Below are 26,070 nucleotides of genomic sequence, written 5' to 3' on the forward strand. Positions count from 1 at the left end.
TGCGTTAACAGGCCCTAGGAGTCCGAGGCCATGGACCGCCGCCTGCTCGACCACTACAACCGCGAGCTCGGCCATCTGCGCGAGCTCGGTGCCGAGTTTGCCGCCGAGTTCCCCAAGATCGCCGCTCGCCTGGGGCTCGATGGCAGCGAGCCGGCGCAGGATCCCTATGTCGAGCGCCTGCTCGAGGGCGCTGCCTTCCTCGCGGCCCGGGTGCAGCTCAAGCTCGATGCCGAGTTCCCGCGCTTCACCGAGCAGCTGCTCGCGATGCTCTATCCGCATTACCTGGCGCCGACGCCGGCGATGCTGATCGCCCAGTTCCAGCCCATGGCGGGCGATGCCAATCTGGCGGCCGGCCAGCTGCTGCCGCGCGGGTCGGCGCTGCGCCAGGCCGGTGCCGGCGCCGATGCGGTGGCCTGCGAGTTCCGCACCAGCTGCGATCTGCGGCTGTGGCCGCTGGAGCTGCGCGAGGCGCGCTATGTCAGCTCGGTGCCCGAGCTGGCGCTGGCGGGGTGGCAGGGGCCTGCGCGCTGCCAGGCCGGGATCAGGCTCAAGCTGCATGTTGGCGCCGGACTGAACCTGTCGGCGCTCAAGCTCGACCAGCTGCACTTCTTCCTGGGCGGTGCGCCGGAGATCGCGCATCGGCTGCATGAACTGATCGGGGCCTCGACCCTGGGCCTGCTGGTGCGCGGCGAGCAGGGCTGGCAGTCACTGCCCGCCAGCAGCGTGAGGCTGGTCGGTTTCGATGACGACGAGGCGCTGCTGCCGGTGAGCGGGCGCGGCTTCAGCGGCCATCGGCTGCTGCAGGAGTATTTCGCCTTTCCGGCGCGCTACCTGTTCTTCGCGATCGAGGGCCTGGCGCCGCTGTTGGCCCAGCAGCCAGGCAGCGAGCTCGAGCTGCTGTTGCTGTTCGGCCGCGCCGCCCCCGCGCTCGAGGGCCAGGTCGATGCGCGCCATTTCCTGCTGCATTGCGTGCCGGCGATCAACCTGTTCGAGCGCCGCCTGGACCGGGTCGAGCTGCAGCCGGGCGAGCCGGACTTCCATCTGCTGGCCGACCGGGCCCGGCCGCTCGACTACGAGGTCTACGACCTGCTCGAGGTCATCGGCCATGGCAGCGGCCGGGCCGAGCAGCCTTTCCGGGCCTTCTACTCGACCAGTCGCCTGACCGAGCCCGGCTCCGAGGCCTATTTCACGCTGCGGCGCGAGCCCAGGCTGCTCGGCGCGGCCCAGCGCCGCGGACGGCGGTTGACCGGCTATGTCGGCAGCGAGGTTTTCCTGTCCCTGGTTGATCCGAACCAGGCGCCTTATCCGCCAGGGCTGCGCCAGCTCTCGCTGCGGGCGCGCTGCACCAACCGCGACCTGCCGCTGCTGATGAAGCTGGGCCATGGCTCGACCGACTTCACGCTCGAGGTCGCGGCGCCGGTCGAGCGCATCCGCTGCGTCAGGGGACCCTCGGCGCCGCAGGGCGCGCTGGCCCAGGGCGCCGAAGGCTGGAAGCTGATCAGCCAGCTCTCGCTCAACTACCTGTCGCTGCTCGACAGCAGTCCCGAGCAGGGTGCAGCTGCGCTGCGCGAGCTGCTGGGCTTGCATGCCGACGCGGCCGATCCCGGCTTGCGCCGCCATGTCGAAGGCCTGCGTTCGGTTTCCTGCCAGCCCGTGGTCGCGCGCTTGCCGCTGCCTGGTCCGCTGTGCTTCGGCCGCGGGGTCGGGATCACGCTCGAGGTCGACGAGCTGGCGTTCGAGGGCGGCAGTGCCTTCCTGTTCGGCAGCGTGCTCGAGCGCTTCCTGGCACGCCATGTCTCGCTCAACAGCTTCACCGAAACCGCGCTGCGTACGCTCACGCGCGGCGAGATCATGCGCTGGAGGCCCCGATGCGGGACGCGGCCGATCCTGTGAGCGCCGGGCCGCAGCGGCCCGGGGGCAGCGACACGGTCCAGGCGGGTCCTGCTGACCGCCGGCAGGCGCTGTTCGCGGCGATCGCGGCCACGCCCTGGCGCTGGAACTATTTCCAGGCCCTGCGCCTGCTCGACTGCCTGAACCCCGAGCTGCCGCGCCTGGGCCAGGCCCGTCGTCCGGCCGACGAGCCGGTGCGCCTGGGCCAGCAGCCGGCGCTGGATTTCGCCCCGGCCAGCCTGGCCGGGCTGGAGCCAGGCCATGGGAGCGTGCCGGCGCGGATCAGCGTACGCTTTCTTGGCCTGTTCGGCCCCAACGGGCCACTGCCGCTGCACCTGAGCGAGTACGCGCGCAAGCGCCTGCTGCACGCGGGCGACGCGAGCCTGGTCCGCTTTGCCGACCTGATCCAGCACCGCTTCCTGAGCCTGTTCTACCGTGCCTGGGCCCAGGCCCAGCCCTGCGTCAGCCTGGACCGGCCCGGCCAGGACCGCTTTGCGCATTATGTCGGCGCCCTCTGCGGGCTGGGCCTGGACAGCCTGCTCGGGCGTCGGGTCTGGGACCGCCAGCACAAGTTCCGGCTGCAGATCGGTCCGCTGTCGCTGCCGGACTATGACTGCCTGTTGCCGCAGGCCGACGGCCTGGCGCTGCTGGCGGCAGCGGTGCGCAACTACGTCGGCTTCGAGTTCGACTGGGATCTGTGCCTGCTGCTGCGCGCCGACAGCGTGCCCCGCCTGGCGCTCGGGGGCAAGCAGCGCCTGGGCTACAGCAGCTGGCTGGGCCGGCGCCGCAGCGGCTTGGCGGCGGGCGACTTGGTGCTTGCCGCACCGCCTGCCAGCAGTCACTCTAACCCGGGGGAACATCGCCAGGCCGGCCACCGCGACCCGGCAGCAGGAGGAAGCCATGGACAGCGAACGCTTTGACCGCCGGGTCCGGGTGGCCAGTGCCCTGGGCGATGCCCTGGTCTTCGAGCGGCTCGAAGGCGCCGATGGCCTGTCCTGCCTGGGCGAGTACCGGCTCTGCCTGCTGTCGCGGCGCGGCGACCTGTTGGCGTCCGAGCTGCTGGGCCAGCCGGTCTCGGTGCTGGTCGAGCTGGTGCCTGGCGGTGTGCGCGAGTTCAACGGCCTGGTGACCGGCTTTTCCCTGCTGGCCCCTCGGGGCCGGCTGCATCGCTACCAGCTCATCCTGCGGCCCTGGCTCTGGATGCTGACCCGCTGCAGCGATTGCCGCATCTTCCAGGACCAGAGCACGCCGCAGATCCTGCAAGCCGTGTTCGCCGCCCATCCCCAGGCCGACTTCCGCTTCGAGCTGACGGGGAGCTACCTGCCCCGGCCCTACTGCGTCCAGTACCGCGAGACCGACTACCAGTTCGTCGCCCGGCTGATGGAGCAGGAAGGCCTGCATTATTTCTTCGCGCACCAGGATGGCAGGCAGCAGCTGGTGGTCGCCGACAGCGCTGCGGCGCACCAGCCGGTGCCGGGCTATGCGCAGGTGGATTTTCTCGAGCCCGATCCGCAGCCGGGCTGGCAGCGCGAAGGCCTGCAGAGCTGGATCTGCTCGGCCGAGATCCAGTCCACGCGCCAGGTCCTGCGCGCCCATGATTTCGAGAAGCCGCGCGCCGATCTCCAGGTCGAGGGCGAGGCGGCCTGTCCGATTCATCACGAGCCGGTACAGCCACTCGAGCGCTACGACTATCCCGGCGACTACCGCGAACGCGCCGAGGGCGAGCGGCTGGCGCGCATCCGGGCCGAGGCGCTGCGCGCGCAGCAACAGACCTTCGCGGGCGCAGGCAATGCCGCCGGGTTGAGCCCTGGCGCGCGCTTTCGCCTGCAATCGCATCCCAGGTCCGACCAGAACCAGGACTACCTGGTCACGGCGGCCGAATACCGGCTGCAGGAGGCTGGCCTCGAGCCTGGCGAGCGGGCCGAGGCCTGGCTGAGCCTGAAGCTGTCGGCCATTCCCGCCACCCAGGAGTACCGGCCGCCCAGCCAGACTCCAAGGCCCCTGATCCAGGGGCCGCAGACGGCCATCGTCACCGGTCCGCCGGGCGACGAGATCCATGTCGACCGCTACGGCCGGGTCAAGGTCCGCTTCCACTGGGACCGCAGTGGGCGCGACGACCAGGACAGCTCCTGCTGGATCCGGGTCGCCCATCCCTGGGCCGGGCAGAACTGGGGCCTGGTCGCGATCCCGCGCGTCGGCCAGGAGGTGGTGGTCGAGTTCCTGGAGGGTGATCCTGACCGGCCCTTGATCACCGGCAGCGTCTACAACGCCGACCAGATGCCGCCCTATGAGCTGCCCCAGTACATGACGCAAAGCGGCATCCGGTCGCGCTCGAGCCCGGGCGGCAATGGCTCGAACTACAACGAGATCCGCTTCGAGGACCGGCGTGGCGCGGAGGAGCTGCGCCTGCATGCCGAGCGCGACCAGCTGCTGCAGACCCGCCGCGACCGGGTCGAGTCGGTCGGCAACGAGAGCCACCTGACGGTCGGCCAGGACCTGCGCGAGCAGCTGGGCGGCGACCATCACCTGCGCATTGGCGGCGACCAGAGGGTTGAGCTCGGCGGCAGCCATTCCTTGCGCGTCGGGCAGGACTGGCTGGGGCAGGTCGGCCTGCGGCTGGCGCTCGAGGCCGGCCAGGAGATCCACCTCAAGGCCGGCAGCAAGCTGGTGCTCGAGGCCGGCGCCCAGCTCACGCTCAAGGTCGGGGGCAGCTTCATCGAGATCGGCCCGGGCGGCGTGACCCTGGCCGGACCCAGCGTCAACCTGCATGGCGGCGGCATGCCGGGCAATGGCTCGGGCGCCAGTCCGGAGCCACCGCTGGCACCCAGGCCCGTCGTTGCGCCGGATGCTGCCGCCGCATCGTCGTCGGCACCGGCCGGTGCGCGGCGTGCCTCGTCCCGGCAGGCGCAGGCGCTCAGGCTGGCGCGTGACAGCGCCAGTGCCTTCGTCGAGAAATGTCCGGATTGAGCCATGGGATCCATGCCTGGCCATGCGCTGAACCAACGGCTCTGGTCCTTGCCAGGCTGGCGGCCCTGGGTCGTACTCGACGGCGCGGGCGTGGCCGGGCTGTTGCCGCGCCTGCACGGCCCGTCGGCCCCGCGCTGGAGCTGCCTGTTCCAGGGCCAGCTGGAGCCCGAAGTGGCCGAGCTGGCGCCCTATCTGCTCGAGCTGCCGCGCCAGGGGCCGCTGCCCGACTGGCTGCTCGCGGGCTGGGGCAGCCACTGGGGGGTCTATCTGCTGGCGCCCGAGGCGATGGACCTGGCGGCGCTGCGTCGCCATCTGCGCCAGCTCGGCCTGGCCTATGGGCCTGCTGGCGAAACCCTCTGGTTTCGCTGGTACGACCCGCGCGTGCTGGCGCTGGTCGCGCCGCAGCTGGAGGCCGACCAACTGCAGGCCCTGTTCGGTCCCTTGCGCAGCTTCCTGTGCGAGGCGCCGCAGCCTGGCCAGGGGCTGGCGCTTGGGCTGGCGGGCGGAAAACTCGCGCTCAGCCGCTTTGGCTAGCGGGCCTCGGTCTCGCGCAGGCCCAGGCGCAGGGCGCCGTAGCCGGCCGGACAGGGGGCGCCGGGCGGACAATCCGGCCGCCCTGCCAGGGCCAGCTGGCCCGAGCGGGCACTGGCGAGCGCCTGCTCGATCCGCTCCCTGGAGGCTGCGAACATGATGCCGTTCCGGGTCCAGCCCAGATCAGTGAAGTCGCGCTGCGACTCGGACACCAGCAGCAGGATTTCCCAGTCGCCGGCTGGCAGGTCGGCCTGGTACTGCCAGCCCGGTCGGGGCAGGCGCAGCGGCTGGCCGGCCTGGATCTGCGGTGCCGGATCGAGCGCATTGGGCAGCAGCAGGCCGAGCTGTCCGTTGGCGCGGTCCCACAGCAGCAGGTGCAGCCACCCATCCCGCTGGCTGAGCAGATCCAGGCTCAGGCTGTCGCGTCCCACTTGCAGCGGGTTCTTCAGCCCCGAGACGCTCAGTCCGAAATCGGGCGAGGCCGCCGCGAGGACGGTTTGCCAGGCCGCTTCCAGGCTGACGGCGGGTGGCGTCATGGCGACGGGATCGGTTGCAGGAGGCTGCGGCGAGGCCGCGGATTCTGCCGGCTTCGCCTGGGCGGTGGCAGTCGGCTGTCCGAGGTTGGCGGCTTGCAGCGCTGGCAGTTCCGGAGCATCCAGCAACCAGCCGAGCAGCAGGCTGCTGGCCACCACGGCAACGCTGGCGAGGGCTGCGGCGCGGTACCCGCGGCGGTGCTGGCGCCAGTGGGTATCCAGCCGGCTGGTGGTTGCCGGCGCCGGCGTTGGTGTTGGCTCCGGTGCTTGGCGCGGCGCCAGTGTCTGGGCCTGAGGCAGTGCGGATGCCGGTGCTGGGGGCGCTGTCGTGGTCTCCGGACTGGCCGGGGCCTGGGCTGGAGCAGGAGTGGCAGAGGCAGAGGCAGAGGCAGAGGCAGCCGGTTCCAGCAGCGCGCGCAACTGGGCCACCGACTGCGGCCGGTCCTCGCCCTTGAGCGCCAGACAGCGGTCGATGCCATGCAGCAGGGCTTCCGAGTAGCGTCCGGCGACTCGGACCGTCAGTGCCTCGTAGGGGGCGCGCAGCATGCGACCGACCGCCGGCGGCGGCGTCTGTCCGGTGATGATCCAGTGCAGGACGGCGCCGAGCGCGTAGAGATCGGTCCACGGGCCTTGCCGGATGCCGGGCATCTCGGCGAACTGTTCGATCGGTGCATAGCCCGGCTTGAGCATGACGGTCAGCGCCTGGCCCATGTCGCCGATCACGCGCCGCGCGGCACCGAAGTCGAGCAGCACCGGATGGCCGATCTCGGGCAGCAGGATGTTGTCGGGCGCGATGTCCCGGTGCAGGCAGTCCTGCCGGTGCAGCAGCTCCAGGGCATCGAGCAGCGGCTCCAGCAGGTCCCTGAGCCACGCTTCGTCGGGCGGGTCCGCCATGGCTTGCACCGCGGCCTTCAGGGTCGGGCCCTCGTAGTAGGGCATGACCAGGTAGGCGGTGTCGTTCGCCTGCCAGAAGCGGTGCACCTTGACCAGCGCCGGATGGTCGAAGCGCGCCAGCAACCTGGCCTCGTTGACGAAGCTCTCGAGTCCCTTGGCATAGCTGTCGGCATGGCGCTGCGAGCGCAGCACCACCGACTGGTCATGGCCATGTGCGGCCAGTGCGGCGGGCAGATATTCCTTCAGCGCGACCCGGCGCAGCAGCAGGTGGTCGTAGGCCTGATAGACCACGCCGAAGCCGCCTTCGCCTATCAGTCCGGTGATCTCGAATTCGTGCAGCCGGGTGCCGTTGGGCAGCAGGTCATGCGGGCTGTCCGGGCCCTGGGCGGCCGCCTGGCCTCCCAGCACGATGGTCTGTTCGTCCCGCGGCAGTGGCGGGCTGGATCGGGTGCTCATGGGCGTACTCGGTGCCTGCTGGGCCTGAGTGGGGTGGATGGCTTCATGGCGCAGGCTCCTGCTCCGCAGCGCTGCGCTGACGTTCGAGGATCGAGAACAGCAGCAGCGTGAAGTCCTCCAGCGCCTGTGCCTTGCGGCTGGGCGAGAGCTGGTCCGAATCCAGGATCTGGGCCAGCGCCGGTATGCTGCGGTCGAAGCCCTCGCCGAGCAGGAAGGCGCTCAGCGCGAAGCGGGCGGCCGAGCGTTCGTCCTCCAGCCCGTAGCGGCGCGCCAGCAGGGTCTGGGCCCAGAGCCGCTCGTCCAGCCGGTCGTCGTCTATCCCGGCGGACTGGCGCGGGAAATGCTCGCGTATCAGCTCCCTGAGCCGCTGCAGGTAGCTGGCGCGGCCCATCGCCTCGTACTGGACCGGCTCGAGTTGCAGCACCATGGTGGCTCTCCTTCCTGCCGTCAAAGTCCTTGCGGACAACGGAATTCGGCCAGCTCGCGCAGGCGCAGCGGCTGACGCACGCTGGCCGCCGTGACCTCGAAGCTGGCGCGCTGGCTGCCGGCCTCGAAGCTGGCCTTGAACTTTTCCGGTGCGCCGAGCGGCTCGAGGCGCGCGCGGTCCAGCAGCCGCCACAGCGCCCAGGGACCTTCCGCGGCGATCAGCTCGGTCCCGAGCCTGAGCTCGGCCGTCAGGCCGTTGCGTGGGCCCTGCCACTGGATCGACTGCCGCCTGGACTGTGCCGGGTCGAACAGCAGCCGCTGGCCGTCGATCTCCAGCGTCAGCGGCCCCAGGTTGGGGTCGACCTCGAGCAGCTTGAAGTCGAAGCGCAGCAGGCCGGCGCCAAAGAAGACATCGCGGATCATGGCCGCGCGCTCGAACTGCACCAGTTGGCCCGGGCCGCCGAAGGACTGTGGTTGGCGGAAGCGCCAGGGCCGGCTGCTGCTGTCGACATGGGGTGCCAGTTGCTGCTGGAAGAACTGGTCGAACAGCCCGCCTGGCCCGAACAGGCGCGCGAAGTCCTCCGGCGTCACGTCGCGCGAACTGCTGCGCAGGAAGGGATAGCGGCCCTCTGTCGCCAGCCGGCAGAAGCTGCCGATCTGCTGGCCAAGCTCGGCTGACAGCTTCTGCCGGGTCGCGCTCAGCGCCTGTCCCGCTGCCATGTCCGCCAGCTGGGGCAGCAGCTGGCGCAGGGGCTCGGGCAGCCTGGCGCTCTCGGCCTTGAGCCGTGCGCCCGCGTCGCCGGCTGGTGGCGGCAGCCGGTCGCGCAGCGCTGCCTCGCTGGCCACGAGCTGCAGGTAGAACTCGTCGAGTCGCTTGAGCAGCGCCTGGATCGGCGCCGATTGCGCATCGCCCGCGACGAGCTGGCGCAGCGCGGCAAAGCGCTCGTCGACCAGCCTTTGCGCTGCCGGGTCCTGCTCGGGGATCACCCCCGGCAAGCGGTCCTGGCCGAACAGCCTGCCGAGCTGCGCCTTGGCCTGGGCCAGCCGGCTATCGGACGGGTCGGTAGCTGGCACCGGTTCTGGCACCAGGGTGGTCTCGTGCACGATGGCCGTGACCAGCTTGAGCAGCGGCGAGTCCGGGCTCGAGAGCAGCCGGGCCAGTTGCACGCTTTGCGCCAGGCTGGCCGATGGCCGCAGCGCCAGGTCGGCCAGCAGCGCTTCCCAGATCCGGGCATAGTCCTGCAGGTAGAGCTCGCGCACCTGCTGCGCGATGGCGCCGGCCTGGGCCTGCTGGAGGCCAGCGCTAGGTCCCAGCACCCATGCCGCTTCCGCCACCAGCTGGTGGCTGATGCGATCGAGTCCGGGTCCGAAATGCTGCCGGTAGCCTGCGCGCGTGTAGAGCCCGGGCAGTGGCTCGCTCAAAGGCTTGCCGCTGCGCCTGGCAAACACCAGCGCCGCCTCGGGGCCGACGGCCTGCAACAGGCTGAAGTCCGTGAGCGGGGGGCCGACGCCTTCGCGCCTGAGTCGGCCGTAGAGGTGCCTGGACAGCGGCTCTTGCAGCAGCCGCTCGCGCGTGCGCGCGACCAGGGCTTGGTCGGGCCCGATCGGCAGGCTGGGCGGACCGGCCGCGAACAAGGCATCGAGCTGGCGCTCGAGTGCCGCGCGCCCGGCGCCATTCGGTGCGCCAGCGGGCTGGCGTTCCCAGTCGCGCAGTATCCAGGCCTTGAGCGCGCTTGCGTCGAAATGCGCCGGCTCGTGCAGCATCAGATAGGCCTTGAGCGCTTCATGGCTGAACTCGGGGTCGCTGCCGTTTGGCTCATGCAGCTGCTGCCTCAGACGCTGGCTGATCCGCGGCAGCAGCAGCTCGTGTCGCAGCGCCCCGCCGGCCTGGCGCGCCGCGGCGTCGAGCTTGTCGCCCTGGGACAGGCCCAGTCCCATGCCTATGCCCGGTTCGCCCAAGGCCCTGGTCGGCGTGGCCGAGATCTGGCTCACGGTCTCGAGCAGCGGCAGCAGGGCGGCGAGGTCCTGTGCCGGGGTCTGGGCCGCTGGCGCCAGCATCGGCCGGACCGCGGCGACTGCCTGATCGACCTGCGCGACATAGCGGCTGTTGTTGCGGTAGCTCAGGGCCCAGCCCGCCAGCAGCGCGAGGCTGCAGACAACGCTGGCCGCTAGCAGGCCGAGCTGCAGGCGCCCGCGCCGCTTCTGGTCGTCCTGCGCCAGGCCCGCGAGCTGCGGCTCGGCGAATACCAGCTCCCGCAGCAGCCGGGACAGGAAATAGCTGCGGCCCTGGCCTGTCCATGAGGGCAGCCAGCGCCGCTCCAGGCCGCAGGCCTGGCCCAGCCGCGACAGCAACGGGTCGAACGGCTGGCCCTGCTGCAGGGCGCTGCTGAAGTAGACGCCGCGTAGTCGCGCTGTCGGCGCGGTCCCGGAGGCTGGAAACAGGGCCTGGACGAAAGGCAGCAGCTGGCGGCAGCAGGCCGCGAACCGCTGGTCGAAGCCAGCGATGGCGCAGCGCCGGTCGAGATCGGGTTCCTGCTGCAGCCGGCTCAGCAGCTGGTCCTGCAGGCGCTCGCGCAGCGCGTCGAGCCGGGGCACCAGCGACTGGACCGGATCGGTGGCCGCTGGCCCGTCCAGGGGCAGGGTGCAGCCCCAGACCTGGTCGCGGCCGGCCTGGTCCAGCGTGGCAAAGAAGGGCTCGAAGCCCGCGATCAGGTCGGCCTTGGTGACCAGCAGGTAGACCGGCAGGCGCAGTCCCAGCTGCTGCTCCAGCTCCTGCAGCCGGGCCCGCAGCGCCTGTGCTTGCCGCGCAGCAGCGTTCTCGGCGGGCTCGAGCAGCTCGGCAGCGCTGAGCGTCAGGATCACGCCGTTGAGCGGCTGATCGGGCCGGTGCTGGCGCAGCAGTCCGAGCAAGCCCAGCCAACCTTCCCGGTCGCTGGCCTGTCCCGAGTCCTGGCTCGCGTAGCGGCCGGCCGTATCGAGCAGCACCGCTTGCTCGCCTATCCACCAGTCGCAGTCGGACCTGTCGCCCTGCGGCTCGACCGCATGGCTGGCTGGCCTGTCGCTGCGCGCCAAGGGCAGGCCGGCATGGGCCAGGGCGCTGGTCTTGCCCGAGCCCGGCGCACCGAGCCACAGATACCAGGGCCGCGGATCGCGCTGGCGTCCACCGCCCAGCTCCAGCAGCCGCGCCAGCAGGCCGACCGCATGGGGCCGGCCCTCGTGCAGCCGTTCGATCGCCTGCTCGAGGCGCTGGCGCAAGCGCTGGACCTCGGCCGGCTCGGCGGTCTTGGCCGGCCGGCCGAGCAGGCGCTGCCACAGCTCCGCTGCGCCGCTGCTGGTCCGGAAGCGGCGCCGGCCGGCCCGCAGCGCGAACGCGAGCAGCAGCAGCGCGATCGCGATCCCGCGCGAGCGGGCGGATTCGAGCGGTATATGCCCCGCGATCGCGACCAGCGGGCCGATCCACCAGACCAGCAGGGCCAGGGCCAGCAGGCCGAGCAGCTTGAGCGGGGCCGGCTGGAGCAGGGCGTTGAAGAATCTCCTCATGCTCACTGTCCTTGGTTCGCGTGCCTGCCGCAGCGTCTGGCCGTTCAGCGGCCCGGCGCCGAGGTGTAGAGCACGATCTCGACGCGCCGGTTGCGCGCGCGGCCCTCGGCGCTCTGGTTGCTCGCGACCGGCTCGCTGTCGGCCAGTCCCTCGGTCCTGAGCCTGGCCGGATCGCCCAGCATCGGCTGCAGCAGCCGGGCCGCGGCCTCCGCGCGCGCCAGCGACAGGTGCCAGTTCGACGGGAAGCGCAGCGAGCGGATCGGACGGTCATCGGTATGGCCCCGGACCAGCAGCTGGCCCGGCGTGTGCGCGACCGCCACGCCGATGCGCTTGAGCAGGCGGGCAAAGCTGTCGGAGACCGTCGCGCTGCCGGGTTCGAACAGCTGGTCGCCCTGTGCGATCACGAGGCTGCGGTCAGGCAGGTCGCGCACCGTCAAGGCGCCTGAGGCGATCTCGGCGGCGAGCAGCCGGCCCAGGCGATCGGGGGCTGGTGCCGTGGCTGGCGACATGGGGGGCAGGCGCAGCGCCAGGATGGCCGAGAAGGTCGGGTCGGACTGGCGGTTGAGCGCGAACGACAGTCCGCCATGGACCAGGGCCAGCAGCAGCGCCGCCAGCGCGGCGAACACCCAGGCCGGCGTGCGCTTGTGCTGGACCGGTAGCGTGGCGGCCTCGCTGCGCCATTGCGGGGACAGTTCGTGCTCGATGGGGCCGCGCTGGCTGGCGAGCTGTTGTGCCAGCCGCTCGCGCAGCTCGCAGAGCTGGGCGCGGCCGTTGGCCAGCACCCGGTAGCGCCCCTCGAAGCCCAGCGCGAGGATCAGATACAGCAGCTCGAGCAAGGCGCGGTGTTCTTGCGGGCGTTCGGCCAGCTTGCCGAGCAGCAGGAAGAACTTCTCGCCGCCCCAGGCCTCGTTGTGGAATTGCACCAGCAGGCTGCGCTGGGCCCAGACCGGCTCGCCCCAGGGCGTGCCGGCCGCCACCTCGTCGAGCAAGGTGCACAGCGCATAGCGCGCCGCGAGCCGCTCGCCATGTCCGACCCCGACGGCCACCGTCCGCGACTCGAACAGCTTGATCGCCTGGGTCAGGGTCTCGCGCAGGCCGGCCGGGTCGGGGTGATGGACCTGCTGGCGCAAGCTGGCTGCGAGTGCGAGCAGGGGATTGGCCGCGGCCACCAGCGGGTTGATGCCGGTCTGCCAGTCTGGCATGAGCTGTTCCAGCCGCGGCGCTGGCTGGCGCAGCCTGGCCATGGCAGCCGGCCAATGGTCCGGCCCGGTGATCAACAGCGTCTGTTCCATGCCTGCCTCCCTGTCGGAGCTGATGGCGGGTCCGGGCGGCTGGAGCGCGCGGCCTGGCGCTTCAGCTCCGGATCGCCCACAGGGCCAGCTCCAGCCCTGGGTAGTCGCCCGTGATGTAGAGCCCCAGCCCGCCCGAGGACTCGAGCTGCTGCCAGAGCTCCCCGCTCTGCTCGAGCCCGAAGTAGCTGAAGCCGGCGTGGTAGGGCAGCTGGCGCGGCGCGACCGGCAGCGGGCTCAGCCGCAGGCCCGGCAGCTGCAGGTTGACGATGTCGCGTATGCGCTCGACCGGGCCGAGCTTGGCCTGGGCCGGAAAGCGGGTGCGCAGCGTCTCGCCCGCCAGCTGGGCCTTGACCGCGAGCACGAAGCTGGCCTGCCGCAGCAGGCTGTGGTCGGGAATCAGGCCGACATAGCGGCCCTGCTGGTGGTCCTTGAGTTCGATCGGGATCGCCTGCGGCTCCTGCAAGCTGGCCAGCCCGAGCCGGAGTTCGCGCAGCAGCGGCACGAAGCAAGCCTCCAGCGCATCATGCTGGTAGGGCGGCAGCGGCAAGGGCCGGCGCTCCGCGCTGGCCAGCGTCGCAAGCTCGCCATGCAGCGCGAGCAGAGCGCTGAAGCTGCGTTCGGGATGGAGCTGGGACAGGTCCGCGAGATGCTCCAGCAGCGGCTGGTGGCGGTTGATCGTCAGCAGCAAGATGAAGTCGGCGATCTCGGCGATGCCGCCCTGGCCCGGCTGGCCGAGACGGGCGGCGAGCGCCTGGCCGCGCTGCGCCAGCCGGCCATTGAGCTCGCGCAGCCAGCCCCACAGCAGCGGCGAGGCGCGGCAGGACAGCAGCGGCGGGATGAAGTTCCGGTCCAGCACCAGGCTGTTGTCGGGCCGGCGCTCGACGATGCGCGCGACCGCCAGCCGCACGACGTCATCACCCGCCTGCGGTTCGAGCGCCAGCCTCAGGTTGGGCTGGCCGATTTCCAGCGGTTCCGGTGCGGTCGCGCTGCCGGTCGAGTCGATGACGGCCTCGTCGGCGTAGCGGTAGCGCGCGAGCCCGGCCGGCTGCTCCGGGCGCACCGCCTCCAGGCTGTCGGGGCGGCGCAGCGGCAAGGTCAGGTAGACCAGCGCATCGTGCAGTCCGGCCGGCACCTCGAGCGCGCCGGGGGCTTCGTCGGTGGCGGGGAAGTCGAACGGCGTGCCGTCCGGCAGCACGCCTCGGGCCGAATCCAGCGCCAGCTGGCCGCTCAGCAGCGCCGGGGCATCGAGCTCCAGCGCGAAAAAGCCCCAGAAATGACTGCCCAGGCTGCGCACCCGGGCCTCGACCCACCATTCGTGATGCCGGTCCTGCTGCTGGAGATGCTGTGGCCGCAGGAATAGGCCCTCGGACCACAAGACTTTGCTGTACCACGACATATGCTTGATCTGCTTTCCTGTCCCGTTGGCCTGGGACTTGAATCATGGGGATCTTGCTGTCGGGCCGATTATTCACGCGAAGTCTGATGTTTTCCAGTGGGATATGGGGGTGGCGGCCGTTTTTCTGCCGCGGGGCCCGCAGCAGTGCGGAGCCCCGGGCAGCCATCCCTGTCAGTCCTTGCCGCCGCTCCAGCCGAACAGGCTCAGCAGGCTGGTGAACAGGTTGAACAGCGAGACGAACAGGCTGACCGTGGCCAGCACGTAGTTGGTCTCGCCGCCGTTGACGATGCGGCTGGTCTCGAACAGGATCATGCCGGCCGACAGCAGCGCCACCATGGCCGACACCGCCAGGCCCAGCGCCGGCAGCTCGAAGAACACCGCGCCGAGGCCGGCCAGCAGCGCCACCACCATGCCGGCGAACAGGAAGCCGCCCATGAAGCTGAAGTCGCGCCGGGTCGCCAGCACCCAGCCCGACAGCGCCAGGAAGGTCACGCCGGTGGCGCCCAGCGCCAGCGCAATGCTCTGCGCGCCGCCCGGCAGCGCCAGGTGCATCGACAGCAGCGGGCCCAGCGTGTAGCCCATGAAGCCGGTCAGCGCGAACACGGCCGGAATCGCCCAGCCGCTGTGCTGCACCTTGTGGATCAGGAACAGCAGGCCGAAATAGCCCGCCAGCGTCACGAGCATGCCGGGGGCCGGCAGGCGCAGCGCCACCCCGAGTGCGGCGCTGCCGGCGCTGAACAGCAGCGTCAGCGACAGCAGGGCATAGGTGTTGCGCAGCACCCGGTGCGTGGCGATGCCGGACCCCCAGCCCGACTGGGCGGCGCTGCGGCGATGGACGATCACAGGATTCATGATGGACTCCTCGAAGGAAAGGGCCGGCTCGGGTCGGCTCGAACCGTCGAGCCACCGGGCACCAGCCTGGACATGGGAACAAGCGTAGTCCGTTCGAGAAGTCGGAAAAATCAGATAATCATTGAATTTGATTCTGTTTTTTACTGAGTGATGGGGCAATGAAAAAAGCCCGCGCTGCAGGGCAGGGCGGGCTTTGGCGGGCAGGGGTGCAGCGTCAGAACGGCGCTTCGTCGGCCTTGGGTTCGGCTTCGGTCGCCGGCTGGGCTGCGCTGCCCTCGGCGGCTGCGTTGTCGGCCTCGGCCTCGGCACCGGCCTGTGCCTGGCGCACGCCAGCCTTGTCGCCCGCGCTGGCGAACTTGCTGTACTTGCCGAGCATGCCGACCAGCTGGCCGTAGACGCGCGGGTTGGCGGCCAGGCATTCCTTCTGCTCGAGGAAGTCGGCCTCGCCGGTGAAGTTGCCGACCAGGCCGCCGGCCTCGGTCACGAGCAGCGATCCGGCGGCGACGTCCCAGGGGCTCAGGCCGGTCTCGAAGAAGCCGTCGGAAAAGCCGGCGGCGAGGTAGGCCAGGTCGAGCGCGGCCGAACCCGGGCGGCGCACGCCCGAGACGCGCGGCATGACCTCGGTCAGCATCGCCATGTAGTTCTTGAAGTTGTCGCCCGGACGGAAGGGAAAGCCGGTGCTGATCAGGCAGTCGCGCAGCTGGGTGCGCTTGGCCACGCGGATGCGGCGGTCGTTCAGGTAGGCGCCGCGGCCCTTGGTGGCGCAGAACAGGTCGTTGCGGCTCGGATCGTAGATCACGGCCTGCTCGATCTTGCCGTTGTACATCAGCGCGATGCTGACGCAGTAGACCGGGAAGCCGTGGATGAAGTTGGTGGTGCCATCGAGCGGGTCGATGATCCACATATGTCGCTTGCCTGCACCCGTGCCTTCGCGGCGGCCCGATTCCTCGGCCCAGATGCCGTGCTCGGGATAGGCTTCGAGCAGGGTCGAGATGATGATGTCCTCGGCGGCCTTGTCGACTTCGGTCACGAAGTCGTTGGTTTGCTTGGCGGCGACGCGGACCGACTCGACATCGAGGGCGGCACGGTTGATGATGGCGCCAGCGGCGCGCGCAGCCTTGATGGCCACGTTGAGCATGGGGTGCAGATGAGCAGACATGAATTGTGTGAGGAACGAATAAGGGGCCGTGCGATGACGGCGACAATAGCGCGATTCTATCCTTTCGTCATCATTTGCGCCATATGCGAACCCGCTTCATCCTGATCGAGACCAGTCACGCCGGCAATGTCGGCTCCGTCGCGCGCGCCATCAAGGTGATGGGCTTCGACGAACTGGTGCTGGTGCGCCCGCGCTGGCCCGACGTGCTGCAGCGCGAGGAGGCGCTGGCGCTGGCCAGCGGGGCCGACGATGTGCTGGCGCGCGCGCGCATCGTGCCGACGCTGGACGAGGCGCTCGACGGGGTCTCCCATGTCTGCGCGACCGCGATGACGCCGCGCGACTTCGGCCCGCCCACGGTGGCGCCGCGCGAGCACCTGGCCGCACTGGCCGCGCGCTTGCTCAGTCCCGCGGCATCACGGGGCGGCGATACCGGTGAGCCGGCAGCGGGCGCGGCGGCGGCTGATCCGGTTGACGGTACCACGCCGTCTGCGCCTGAGCCGGCGCCCGCCGTCCCGACTGGCGTCGCCTTCCTGTTCGGCTCCGAGCGCTACGGCATGAAGAACGAGGATGTCTACCGCTGCCATGCCTGTCTGAGCATCCCGACCGCGCCCGACTACGGCTCGCTGAACCTGGCCGCTGCCGTGCAGCTGATCGCCTACGAGTGGCGGCAGGCGCTCGGCGGCTTCGCGCTGGCCCCCTCGGGGGCGCCCGAGCCGCGGCTGGCCGATGCGCAGGCGGTCGCCGGCCTGCTCGCGCACTGGGAGCAGGCGCTGGTCGCCGTCGGCTTCCTCGACCCGGCAGCGCCCAGGAAGCTGCTGCCGCGCCTGAACCAGCTCTGCAACCGCGCGCAGCCGACCGAGGAGGACGTCCATATCCTGCGCGGGGTGGCGCGCGCCATGCTGCAGACCGCCGCCCAGGCCAGGCGCTAGACTGTAGGCCAGATTGGACCCGAGCATGTTTTCCCGCCTCAAGACCGACATCGACTGCATCCTGGAACGCGACCCGGCCGCGCGCTCGCGCTGGGAGGTGCTGACCTGTTACCCGGGCCTGCATGCGGTCCTGCTGCACCGGCTGGCGCATGGCTGCTGGACGCGCGGCTACCGCTGGCTCGGGCGCTTCGTGTCGCACCTGGGCCGCTTCCTGACCGGGATCGAGATCCATCCGGGCGCCAAGCTCGGCGAGCGCGTCTTCATCGACCATGGCATGGGGGTGGTGATCGGCGAGACGGCCGAGATCGGCGACGGCTGCACCATCTACCACGGCGTCACGCTGGGCGGCACCTCGCTCTACAAGGGTGCCAAGCGGCACCCAACCCTGGGCCGCGATGTGGTGGTCGGCGCCGGCGCCAAGGTGCTGGGCGGCTTCACCGTCGGCGATGGCGCCAAGGTCGGCAGCAATGCGGTGGTGACCAAGCCGGTGCCGGCGGGTGCGACCGCGGTTGGCAACCCGGCGCGCATCATCCAGGCCGAGGCCGATGCCAAGCGCGAGGAGGCGGCGTCCAAGATGGGCTTCTCGGCCTATGGCGTGACGCAGAACGACGACCCGCTGTCCCAGGCCATGCGCGGCCTGATCGACAACGCGGCCGGCCACGAGCACCAGATCGCGCTGCTGTGGCAGGCGATCGAGAAGCTGGCCTGCGCCCGTGCGCCCGGCCTGCCGGTCGATGCGGCCAAGGTCGAGCATTTCCCGGCCGACAAGTTCAACGAGATGGTAGGCAAGTGAGCGCTGGCTGAGCGCCCGCCGGGCCGGCGCTTGCCGCTGCGCCGACCCCGTGGCCCAGATCCGGCCGGTCTGGCGGCTTCAGCCGCGCGGTGGCCGGATCGCGCTCTTGGGCCGGAAGGCCTGGCAAATGTCGTCGTGGGTTTCGAGATAGGGGCCGCCGATCAGGTCGATGCAGTAGGGCACGGCCGCGAAGATGCCCTTGACCAGCTGCCTGCCGTCGGCGTCCTTCAGTCCGGCCAGGGTCTCGGCGATGGCCTTGGGCTGGCCCGGCAGGTTGATGATCAGGCTCTGGTCCCGGATCACCGCGACCTGGCGCGACAGGATGGCGGTCGGCACGAAGGCCAGGCTGATCTGGCGCATCTGTTCGCCAAAACCCGGCATCTCCTTGTGCGCGACCGCCAGCGTGGCCTCGGGCGTGACATCGCGTAGCGCCGGCCCGGTGCCGCCGGTGGTCAGCACCAGCGAGCAGCCGGCATCGACCAGCTCGACCAGGGTCTGGCTGATCAGGGCCTGCTCGTCGGGGATCAGCCGCGCCTCGAACTGGATCGGGTTCTTTAGCGCCCGGCTCAGCCAGTCCTGCAGCGCGGGCAGGCCCTGGTCCTGGTAGACGCCCGAGGAGGCGCGGTCGCTGATCGAGACGATGCCGATCCGCACCGGCTCCGGACCGGCGTTCAGGGCTTGACTCATGCGTCTTCCTCGTCCTCAACGCCATCCTCGGCGGCCTGGGCCGCGGCGGCATCGCCGTCGAGCTTGGCGCGCACGAGCTGGAAGATCTCGCGGTAGGACTTGCCGTGGCGCGGCGCCTCGCCTTCTTGCGCCGGCACGGCGTCCTTGCGCGCCTGGCGCACCAGCGTGCGCAGGCGCTGCAGGTCGGCGTCCGGGTCGAGCTGCAGCCAGGCCTCGAGCGCCTCGTCCTCGGCGATCAGGCGGTCGCGCCATTGCTCGGCCTGGTGCAGGCGCAGCGTGTCCTTGGCGCTGCCCTGGTGCTGGACCTTGAGCGCCTCCTCGATCGCGGCGACGGTCGCCTCGTCGAGCTTGCGCATCAGCTTGCCGATGAACTGCATCTGGCGCCGCTTGCCTTCGAAGTTGGTGATGCGCTTGGCTTCGGCCATGGCGTCGAGCAGGCGGTCGGGCAGCGCCAGCTTGTCGAGCAGGCCGCGGCGCAATGTGAGCAGCTGCTCGCCGAGCGACTGCAGGTGCTCGCTGTGCTTCTTCAGATCGGTGCGGCTTTGGTCGACGTCGCCGCGCAGTTCGCGCTTGAGTTCGAGGTCGAGTTCGCTGCCTTCAGCGACGAAGTGGCCTTTGACGTAATAGCCTTTGGTGGGTTTGCGTGACATGCCAAGTATCATAGCCGCCGACATGAAGAAGACCAGCGCCGCCTCCACCCCTTCGCCCCAGTCCCAGCCCGAGACTGGCTTCCAGTTCAGCCGGGCCCAGTTCGAGGAGCTGTCCGATCTCGCGCTCTCGCACGCCCGCAAGCTCGGCGCGCTTGATGGCGGCATCGACGTCTCCGAAGGCGCGGGCCTGAGCGTCTCGGTGCGCAAGGGCGAGCTCGAGAATGTCGAGCGCAACCGCGACAAGTCGCTCGGCGTTACCCTCTATCTGGGCCACAGGCGCGGCAATGCCTCGACCTCGGACTTCAGTCCGGCGGCGATCCGGCGCACGGTGCAGGCGGCCTATGACATCGCGCGCTTCACGGCCGAGGACCCGGTCGCCGGCCTGCCCGACGAGCAGGACATCGCCAACGACTACCCCGACCTCGACCTGTTCCATCCCTGGGCCGTCACGCCCGAGGAGGCGATGCAGATCGCGCTGCGCTGCGAGGCGGCGGCCTTCGCGACCAGCAAGAAGATCAGCAACAGCGAGGGCGCGGGCGTCTCGGCCCAGCAGTCGCATTTCTTCACCGAGCACATGCGCGGCGGCGAACGTGGCCGGCCCGGCATCTTCCGCGGCGGCTACGCGAGCTCGCGCCACAGCTTCTCGGTCGCGCCGATCGCGGGCCGCGGCGCCAACATGCAGCGCGACGCCTGGTACAGCTCGATGCGCTCGCCGGCCGACCTGGCCAGCCCCGAGGCGGTCGGGCGCTATGCGGCCGAGCGCGCGCTGTCGCGCCTGAAGCCGCGCAAGATCGCGACCACCGAATGCCCGGTGCTGTTCGAGGCACCGCTGGCCGCCGGCCTGCTGGGCGGCTTCGTGCAGGCGGTCAGCGGTGGTGCGCTGTATCGCAAGACCAGCTTCCTGCTCGACAGCCTGGGCACCCAGGTGTTTCCCGACCATATCGACATCCTGGAAGACCCGCATCTGCGCGGTGGCAAGGGCAGCGCGCCCTTCGACGACGAGGGCGTGCGCACCGCGAAGCGCCAGGTGGTCGAGGCGGGCATCGTCCAGGGCTATTTCCTCAGCACCTATTCGGCGCGCAAGCTCGGCATGCGCACCACCGGCAATGCCGGCGGCTCGCACAACCTGACCCTGGCCAGCCGGCTCACCCAGCCGGGCGACGACCTCGACGCGATGCTGCGCAAGCTCGGCACCGGCCTGTTCGTGACCGAGCTGATGGGCCAGGGCGTCAACTACGTGACCGGCGACTATTCGCGCGGCGCCTCGGGCTTCTGGGTCGAGAACGGCCAGATCGCCTTTCCGGTGCAGGAGATCACGATCGCCGGCAACCTGCGCGAGATGCTGCAACAGATCGTCGCGGTCGGCGCCGATGTCTACAACTACGGCGCCAAGAGCGTGGGTTCGGTGCTGATCCAGCGCATGAAGCTGGCGGGCAGTTAAAGTTAAAGCCCGCTGCTGCCGCTTCTGTCCAGGGTCGGTCCAGCCGGCCCGGGCAGGTTTCAAGTTGCTGCCGTGGCCGGCAGTGCCGCCGGCAGCAGGGCCGGCTCGACCGGCGCGCCCCAGAGCGCGCTGATCACGGGGCCGATGCGCCGCGGGTCGGCGCTGGTCCAGAACTGCTCGCGGCCGACCTCGGTGGCCGGGTTCAGCAGGTCGAGTGCCGCGAGCCGGCGCGCGAGCTCGCGCGCCACGGCCGGTGCCGGGTCCAGCACCTGCACCGCTGGTCCGGCCAGGCGGCGGATCAGCGGTGCCAGGAAGGGGTAGTGGGTGCAGCCCAGCACCAGCGTGTCGGCGCCTTGCGCGAGCAGGGGGCGCAGGAACTGCGCCACCGCAGCCTCGGTCTCGGCGCCGTCGAGTTCGCCGCGTTCGACCCGCTCGACCCAGCCCGGGCAGGCCTGCAGCAGCACTTGCCTGCCGCTGGCGTGCAGCTGCAGCAGGCGCTGCAGCCCGGGGCTGGCGACGGTCTGGCGCGTCGCCAGCAGGCCGATCACGCCACTGTGCGTGGACTGCGCGGCCGGCTTGACCGCCGGCTCGATCGCGATCAGCGGCAGGCCCGGAAAGGCCGCGCGCAGATGTCCGATCACCAGTCCGGTCACGGTGTTGCAGGCCACGACTACGGCCTTGGCGCCCTGCGCCTGCAGGAAGCCGATGATGTGGCGCGAGCGTGCCTCGATATAGGCCACGCTGCGCTCGCCGTAGGGAGCGTGCGCCGAGTCGGCCACGTAGCACAGCGTCTCGGCGGGCAGGGCGCGCCGGATCTCGCGCAGTACCGACAGCCCGCCGACGCCGGAGTCGAACACGCCGATCGGGCGCGAGCGGTCCTGTTCGGTGGCGGCGGGCGCTGGCATCGGGCCGGGTTTCTGTCGCTGCGCGGGGCTCAGCCGGCCAGGGCGGCCTTGACGGCGGCCGAGACCTGGGCCATTTCGGCCTTGCCGGCCAGCGCCGCCTTGGCCGCCGCCATCAGCTTGCCCATGTCGGCGGCGCCCGGCGCGTGGCCGAGCTCGGCCGCCACCTCGGCCACCAGGGCCTGGACCGCGGCCGCCACTTCCTCGGCGCTCAGGCGCGCGGGCAGGTAGGCCTGCAGCACGGCAGCCTCGGCCCTTTCCTTGGCGGCCAGGTCGTCGCGGCCGGCCTGCTCGAAGGCGGTGATCGAGTCCTTGCGCTGCTTGAGCATCTTGTCGAGCACGGCGATCACGGCGCTGTCGTCGAGCGTGATCTGCTCGTCGACTTCCTTTTGCTTGATCGAGGCTTGCAGCAGGCGGATGGTGCCGAGGCGATCCATGTCCTTGGCGCGCATCGCGGTCTTCATGTCTTCGGTGATCTGCTCTTTGAGTGCCATGGTCCAGCCCTGTAGGTAAATGCGAATCTTAGCGCCTGGCCGCTCCGGTGGACGGGCCAGAAACGACAAAGCCCGCCTGAGCGTCCTCCAGCGGGCTTGTGCGCGGTCGTCAGGGACGACTGCAGCGGAATACAGCGATCAGTACAGACGCTTGGGCAGCTGCATCGAGCGCACGCGCTTGTAGTGGCGCTTGACGGCGGCAGCCTTCTTGCGCTTGCGCTCGGCGGTGGGCTTCTCGTAGAACTCGCGGGCGCGCAGGTCGGTCAGCAGGCCCAGCTTCTCGATGGTGCGCTTGAAGCGGCGCAGGGCGATGTCGTACGGTTCGTTGTCTTTAACGCGGATGGTGGTCATTAGCTAATAACAGAATTGCGCCGCTGTCGGTGTCCAGGGAAGATCGGGCCTTGAATCCGCACTTGCGGCAGTTTTCCCCGTCTATCGTGATCTGGCCGACGGGGTTTGCCGGCAAAGACGAGCATTATAGCCCTGCAAATGGCGCTTGTCGCGGTTACAGTGGCGGGAAAAACTGGAGAATTCATGTTCGAGTCGGCGGAAATCGGTCATCGCATAGACAAGAAAACCTGGAAGCAGCGCGAGCCCGAGCTGCGCGCGGCCTTGCTGGACATGCAGTTCCGGCTGCTGCGCGAGGCCCGCTTCGCGGTCGTGATCCTGGTCAACGGGGTCGACCTGGCCGGGCGCGGCGAGACGGTCAATGTGCTCAACGAGTGGATGGACCCGCGCCATATCCGCACCGAGGCCTTCGGTCCGATCGCCGACCATGAGCGCCACCACCCCGAGATGTTCCGCTTCTGGCGCGTGCTGCCGTCCAAGGGGCATATCGGCATCCTGTTCGGCAACTGGTACACCGATCCCGTCAGCGCGCATGCGCTGGGCCACGAGACGCGCGAGCATTTCGTGCGCCGCCTCGAGCGCATCCGCCAGTTCGAGCGCATGCTGGCGGCCGAGGGCGTGCTGCTGCTCAAGTTCTGGTTCCACCTGTCGAAGAAGGCGGCCAAGGCGCGCATGAAGGAGCTGCAGGATTCGCCCAAGACCGCCTGGCGCGTGACGCCGCAGGAGGAGCACAACCTCAGGCATTACGACGAGTTCATCCGGGTCAGCGACGAGGCGCTGCGCAAGACCAGCATCGGCGAGGCGCCCTGGCTCGTGATCGAGGGCAGCGATCCCTATTACCGCTACCTGAGCGCGGGCCAGCTGCTGCTGGATTCGGTCAACCGGCGCCTTGCCCAGCCGCTGCCCCAGCCGCTGCCCCAGCCGCTGCCCGCGCCGCTGGTGCCCGAGACGCAGCCGCTCGACCGGCTCAGCTTGCTGGCAGCGCAGGACTACGGCCGCAGCGTCGCGCGCAAGGACTACGAGGACCGGCTCGAGACCCTGCAGGGCCGCCTCAACCTGCTCAGCCGCGACCCGCGCCTGCAGCAGCTGTCGCTGGTGGTGGTGTTCGAGGGCATGGATGCGGCCGGCAAGGGCAGCACGATCCGGCGCCTGACGCAGGCGCTCGATGCGCGCTTCTACCGCGTGATCCCGGTCGCGGCGCCGAACGAGAACGAGCGCGCCCAGCCCTATCTGTGGCGCTTCTGGCGCTACATCCCCAAGTTCGGCCACGCGACCCTGTTCGACCGCAGCTGGTATGGCCGGGTGCTGGTCGAGCGGGTCGAGGGCTTCTGTTCCGAGGCCGACTGGATGCGCGCCTATGGCGAGATCAACGAGTTCGAGGAGGAGCTGTCCGAGTCCGGGGTGCTGATCGTCAAGTTCTGGCTCGCGATCACGCCCGAGGAGCAGCTGCGCCGCTTCAAGGAGCGCAGCGAGACGCCGCACAAGAGCTACAAGATCACCGACGAGGACTGGCGCAACCGCGACAAGTGGCCGCAGTACGAGCAGGCGATCGGCGACATGATAGACCGCACCTCGACCCAGATCGCGCCCTGGCATGTGGTCGCCTCGGACGACAAGCACTGGTCGCGCCTCGAGGTGCTCGAGACCCTGTGCGACCGGATCGAGCGTGCGCTCAAGGCGCGCGGCTGAACCTCTGCCGTGGCCGCCTCAGGCGCTGGCCATGCGGTCGGCGGCCAGCGCCTGGGCGCAGGCGTGCGCGCTCGACCAGGCCCACTGGAAGTTGTAGCCGCCGAGCCAGCCGGTCACGTCGACCACCTCGCCGATGAAGTGCAGGCCGGGTTGCTTCGATTCCATGGTCTGCGAGGACAGCTGGCGGGTATCGACGCCGCCGGCCGTGACCTCGGCCTTGGCATAGCCCTCGGTGCCGGTCGGGGTCAGCTCCCAGCGCTGCAGGCCCTGGGCCAGCTGGGCGATCGCCTTGTCGGGCGTGTCGCTGACCGGGCGCTGCCATTGCGGCTGCTGCGCGGTCCAGGTATCGGCCAGCCGGCTCGGCAGGTGCAGCGCGAGCTCGTTGGCCAGCAGCTTGCGCGAGCGGGCCTTGGCCTCCAGCAGCAGCGGCTCGAGCGCGGATTCGGGGTGCAGGTCGAGCCGCAGCGGCTGGCCGGGGCGCCAGTAGCTCGAGATCTGCAGCACGGCCGGACCGCTCAGGCCCCGGTGGGTGAACAGCAGGTCCTCGAGGAATTCCATCTTCGTCTTCTTCTCGCCGGTGGCGATGCGCACCGGCAGCGCCAGCCCCGACAGCTCGGCGAACGGGGCCCAGGCGGCGGCGTCGAAGGTCAGCGGAACCAGTGCCGGGCGCAGCTCGACCACATCGAGGCCGAACTGGCGCGCGAGCCGGAAGCCGAAGTCGCTGGCGCCGATCTTCGGGATCGACAGGCCGCCGGTGGCGACCACCAGCGAGCGGCAGCCGACCGGGCCGCGGTCGGTCTGCAGCTGGTAGCGCTCGGCCGGGTCGGCATCGGAATAGCCGACCGCCTGCACCGCGCAGGGCTGCCAGCGCTGCACGCCGCCGGCCGCGCATTCGGCCAGCAGCAGCTCGATCAGGTCCTGCGCCGAGCGGTCGCAGAACAGCTGGCCCTTGTGCTTCTCGTGGAACGGGATCGCGTGGCGCTGCAGCAGCTCGATGAAGTCGGCCGGGGTGTAGCGCGACAGCGCCGAGCGGCAGAAGTTGGGGTTGTCGCCCAGGAAATGCTTGTGCGGCTGGCGCGGGTCGAGCTCGCGGTTGGTGAAGTTGCAGCGGCCGCCGCCCGAGATGCGGATCTTCTCGGCGACCTTGGGCGCATGGTCGAGCAGCAGCACGCGCAGGCCGAGCTGGCCGGCCACGCCGGCACAGAACAGGCCGGCCGCGCCGGCGCCGATGATGGCGACATCGAATTTTTCCATGGCCGCGAGTGTAGGCGGCTTTGCCCGGCCCGCGGCTGGCGTGATCCTTGCCTCTCTGTCATCAGGTCCGCATAAACTCCCCATCATGAACTTGCCCGCACACCAACTCAGCATGACCGTGCTGATGTCGCCCGACATGGCCAACTTCTCCGGCAATGTCCACGGCGGCGCCATCCTCAAGCTGCTCGACCAGGTGGCCTATGCCTGCGCCAGCCGCTATGCCTCGCACTATGTCGTGACCCTGAGCGTCGACCAGGTCATGTTCCTGCAGCCGATCCATGTCGGCGAGCTGGTGACCTTCCTGGCCAGCGTCAACCACACCGGCAACTCCTCGATGGAGATCGGCATCAAGGTGGTGGCCGAGGACATCCGCAGCCAGGTGGTGCGCCATGTCAACAGCTGCTTCTTCACCATGGTCGCGGTCGACGACGACCGCAAGCCGGCCAAGGTGCCCACGCTGCGCCCCTTCAGCCCCGACGAGAAGCGGCGCTGGGATGCGGCCCTGGTGCGCAAGCAGGTGCGCCAGGAGCTGGCCCAGCGCTACCAGCAGGTCAGGCAGCCGGTTGTCGACGAGGCCTGAGATGGCCAAGACCCTGGCCCATGGCGAAAGCCAGATCCTGCTGCCGGAATCCTTCGTCGCGCTGTTCGTGCCGCCCGGCAAGATCAAGCCGACCGAGCCCTACGAGGTCATCGCGCAGCGCCACGAGCTGTGCGAGGACATGGCGCAGTTGCTGACCGAACAGGCCGCGCAGCTGCAGTTCAAGCTCGGCGTGCACGAGTCCGACGTGCTCGAGCGCATCCATGCCGGCCTGAGCAGCGGCGAGACTGGCCTGTCGGCCGCCGAGGCCGGCTGGGTGGTCAAGCGCCTGGCCGAACTGCTCGACTGGCCCTGGCCGAGCTGGCTCGAGGCCTGAGCGCGGCTGCCAGCGTAGGGGCACCGCGGGCCT

General features: G+C 70.2%; 23 protein-coding genes. 10 read left to right on the plus strand and 13 right to left on the minus strand.

Annotated features, from left to right (window positions below; genetic code table 11):
• The first annotated feature begins 30 nt into the window (after positions 1–30).
• From tssF to C6P64_RS07800, 4 genes are read left to right on the plus strand one after another with little or no spacing between them, the layout of a single operon-like run.
• Positions 31–1,893, plus strand: a complete 1,863-nt coding sequence (gene tssF / locus C6P64_RS07785; protein ID WP_105747995.1) for a type VI secretion system baseplate subunit TssF — start codon at positions 31–33, stop codon at positions 1,891–1,893.
• The gene (tssG, locus tag C6P64_RS07790) at positions 1,869–2,810 is read left to right on the plus strand and encodes a type VI secretion system baseplate subunit TssG (protein ID WP_105747996.1); all 942 of its coding nucleotides are present in this window, start codon (positions 1,869–1,871) and stop codon (positions 2,808–2,810) included. Before tssF ends, tssG begins: the two co-directional genes overlap by 25 nt.
• Complete coding sequence (locus tag C6P64_RS07795; RefSeq protein ID WP_105747997.1) at positions 2,791–4,857, plus strand: type VI secretion system Vgr family protein; 2,067 nt, start codon at positions 2,791–2,793, stop codon at positions 4,855–4,857. The genes tssG and C6P64_RS07795 overlap by 20 nt, the downstream gene beginning before the upstream one ends.
• Positions 4,858–4,860: 3 nt before the next feature.
• The gene (locus C6P64_RS07800; RefSeq protein ID WP_105747998.1) at positions 4,861–5,391 is read left to right on the plus strand and encodes a DUF4123 domain-containing protein; all 531 of its coding nucleotides are present in this window, start codon (positions 4,861–4,863) and stop codon (positions 5,389–5,391) included.
• Here the strand turns inward: C6P64_RS07800 and C6P64_RS07805 are convergent.
• From C6P64_RS07805 to C6P64_RS07835, 7 genes are all read right to left on the minus strand, one after another.
• Entirely contained in the window at positions 5,388–7,271 is a 1,884-nt protein-coding gene (locus C6P64_RS07805; protein ID WP_105747999.1) for a serine/threonine-protein kinase, read from the minus strand. The genes C6P64_RS07800 and C6P64_RS07805 overlap by 4 nt on opposite strands.
• A gap of 43 nt (positions 7,272–7,314) precedes the next feature.
• Entirely contained in the window at positions 7,315–7,698 is a 384-nt protein-coding gene (locus C6P64_RS07810; protein ID WP_105748000.1) for a hypothetical protein, read from the minus strand.
• Positions 7,699–7,718: 20 nt separating this feature from the next.
• Positions 7,719–11,237, minus strand: a complete 3,519-nt coding sequence (tssM, locus tag C6P64_RS07815) for a type VI secretion system membrane subunit TssM (protein WP_105748001.1) — start codon at positions 11,235–11,237, stop codon at positions 7,719–7,721.
• A gap of 44 nt (positions 11,238–11,281) precedes the next feature.
• Positions 11,282–12,529, minus strand: a complete 1,248-nt coding sequence (gene tssL / locus C6P64_RS07820; protein WP_105748002.1) for a type VI secretion system protein TssL, long form — start codon at positions 12,527–12,529, stop codon at positions 11,282–11,284.
• Positions 12,530–12,590: 61 nt separating this feature from the next.
• Positions 12,591–13,925, minus strand: a complete 1,335-nt coding sequence (tssK, locus tag C6P64_RS07825; protein ID WP_105748003.1) for a type VI secretion system baseplate subunit TssK — start codon at positions 13,923–13,925, stop codon at positions 12,591–12,593.
• 171 nt (positions 13,926–14,096) lie between these two features.
• Positions 14,097–14,777 (minus strand): Bax inhibitor-1/YccA family protein, encoded by a 681-nt coding sequence (locus C6P64_RS07830; protein WP_105748004.1) that lies wholly within the window; start codon positions 14,775–14,777, stop codon positions 14,097–14,099.
• Between the two features lie 214 nt (positions 14,778–14,991).
• The gene (locus C6P64_RS07835; RefSeq protein WP_105748005.1) at positions 14,992–15,936 is read right to left on the minus strand and encodes an inositol monophosphatase family protein; all 945 of its coding nucleotides are present in this window, start codon (positions 15,934–15,936) and stop codon (positions 14,992–14,994) included.
• A gap of 83 nt (positions 15,937–16,019) precedes the next feature.
• Here C6P64_RS07835 and C6P64_RS07840 point away from each other — a divergent pair, with 83 nt between their 5' ends.
• Both C6P64_RS07840 and cysE read left to right on the plus strand, forming a co-directional pair.
• Positions 16,020–16,865 carry an RNA methyltransferase gene (locus C6P64_RS07840; RefSeq protein ID WP_105748006.1) on the plus strand — a complete coding sequence of 282 codons (846 nt, stop codon included), beginning with the start codon at positions 16,020–16,022 and terminating at the stop codon, positions 16,863–16,865.
• A 25-nt stretch (positions 16,866–16,890) separates the two neighbouring features.
• On the plus strand, positions 16,891–17,658 hold the full coding sequence (gene cysE / locus C6P64_RS07845) for a serine O-acetyltransferase (protein ID WP_105748007.1): 768 nt from the start codon (positions 16,891–16,893) through the stop codon (positions 17,656–17,658).
• Between the two features lie 78 nt (positions 17,659–17,736).
• Here cysE and mog read toward each other — a convergent pair whose 3' ends face one another.
• Both mog and yjgA read right to left on the minus strand, forming a co-directional pair.
• Complete coding sequence (gene mog / locus C6P64_RS07850; RefSeq protein WP_105748008.1) at positions 17,737–18,345, minus strand: molybdopterin adenylyltransferase; 609 nt, start codon at positions 18,343–18,345, stop codon at positions 17,737–17,739.
• The gene (yjgA, locus tag C6P64_RS07855) at positions 18,342–18,995 is read right to left on the minus strand and encodes a ribosome biogenesis factor YjgA (RefSeq protein WP_105748243.1); all 654 of its coding nucleotides are present in this window, start codon (positions 18,993–18,995) and stop codon (positions 18,342–18,344) included. Before yjgA ends, mog begins: the two co-directional genes overlap by 4 nt.
• A gap of 22 nt (positions 18,996–19,017) precedes the next feature.
• Between yjgA and pmbA the strand changes: the two genes are divergently transcribed.
• Positions 19,018–20,436 carry a metalloprotease PmbA gene (pmbA, locus tag C6P64_RS07860; RefSeq protein WP_105748009.1) on the plus strand — a complete coding sequence of 473 codons (1,419 nt, stop codon included), beginning with the start codon at positions 19,018–19,020 and terminating at the stop codon, positions 20,434–20,436.
• A gap of 59 nt (positions 20,437–20,495) precedes the next feature.
• Here the strand turns inward: pmbA and murI are convergent, their stop codons facing one another.
• The 3 genes from murI to rpsU form a co-directional block, all read right to left on the minus strand.
• Positions 20,496–21,341, minus strand: a complete 846-nt coding sequence (gene murI / locus C6P64_RS07865; protein ID WP_105748010.1) for a glutamate racemase — start codon at positions 21,339–21,341, stop codon at positions 20,496–20,498.
• A gap of 29 nt (positions 21,342–21,370) precedes the next feature.
• A complete protein-coding gene (locus C6P64_RS07870; protein ID WP_105748011.1) occupies positions 21,371–21,832 on the minus strand; it encodes a GatB/YqeY domain-containing protein in 462 nt (153 codons plus the stop codon).
• 138 nt (positions 21,833–21,970) lie between these two features.
• Positions 21,971–22,183 carry a 30S ribosomal protein S21 gene (gene rpsU, locus C6P64_RS07875; RefSeq protein WP_105748012.1) on the minus strand — a complete coding sequence of 71 codons (213 nt, stop codon included), beginning with the start codon at positions 22,181–22,183 and terminating at the stop codon, positions 21,971–21,973.
• 183 nt (positions 22,184–22,366) lie between these two features.
• Here rpsU and pap point away from each other — a divergent pair, with 183 nt between their 5' ends.
• Positions 22,367–23,869, plus strand: coding sequence for a polyphosphate:AMP phosphotransferase (pap, locus tag C6P64_RS07880; RefSeq protein WP_105748013.1), 1,503 nt, complete (start codon positions 22,367–22,369; stop codon positions 23,867–23,869).
• A gap of 18 nt (positions 23,870–23,887) precedes the next feature.
• Here the strand turns inward: pap and C6P64_RS07885 are convergent, their stop codons facing one another.
• A complete protein-coding gene (locus C6P64_RS07885) occupies positions 23,888–25,123 on the minus strand; it encodes a BaiN/RdsA family NAD(P)/FAD-dependent oxidoreductase (RefSeq protein ID WP_105748014.1) in 1,236 nt (411 codons plus the stop codon).
• An 85-nt stretch (positions 25,124–25,208) separates the two neighbouring features.
• Between C6P64_RS07885 and C6P64_RS07890 the strand changes: the two genes are divergently transcribed.
• Positions 25,209–25,703, plus strand: a complete 495-nt coding sequence (locus C6P64_RS07890) for an acyl-CoA thioesterase (protein ID WP_105748015.1) — start codon at positions 25,209–25,211, stop codon at positions 25,701–25,703.
• 1 nt (position 25,704) lies between these two features.
• Entirely contained in the window at positions 25,705–26,037 is a 333-nt protein-coding gene (locus C6P64_RS07895) for an ATPase with chaperone activity (protein ID WP_105748016.1), read from the plus strand.
• Positions 26,038–26,070: the final 33 nt, after the last annotated feature.

This window comes from Malikia granosa (genome assembly GCF_002980595.1).
Lineage (GTDB): Bacteria > Pseudomonadota > Gammaproteobacteria > Burkholderiales > Burkholderiaceae_C > Malikia > Malikia granosa.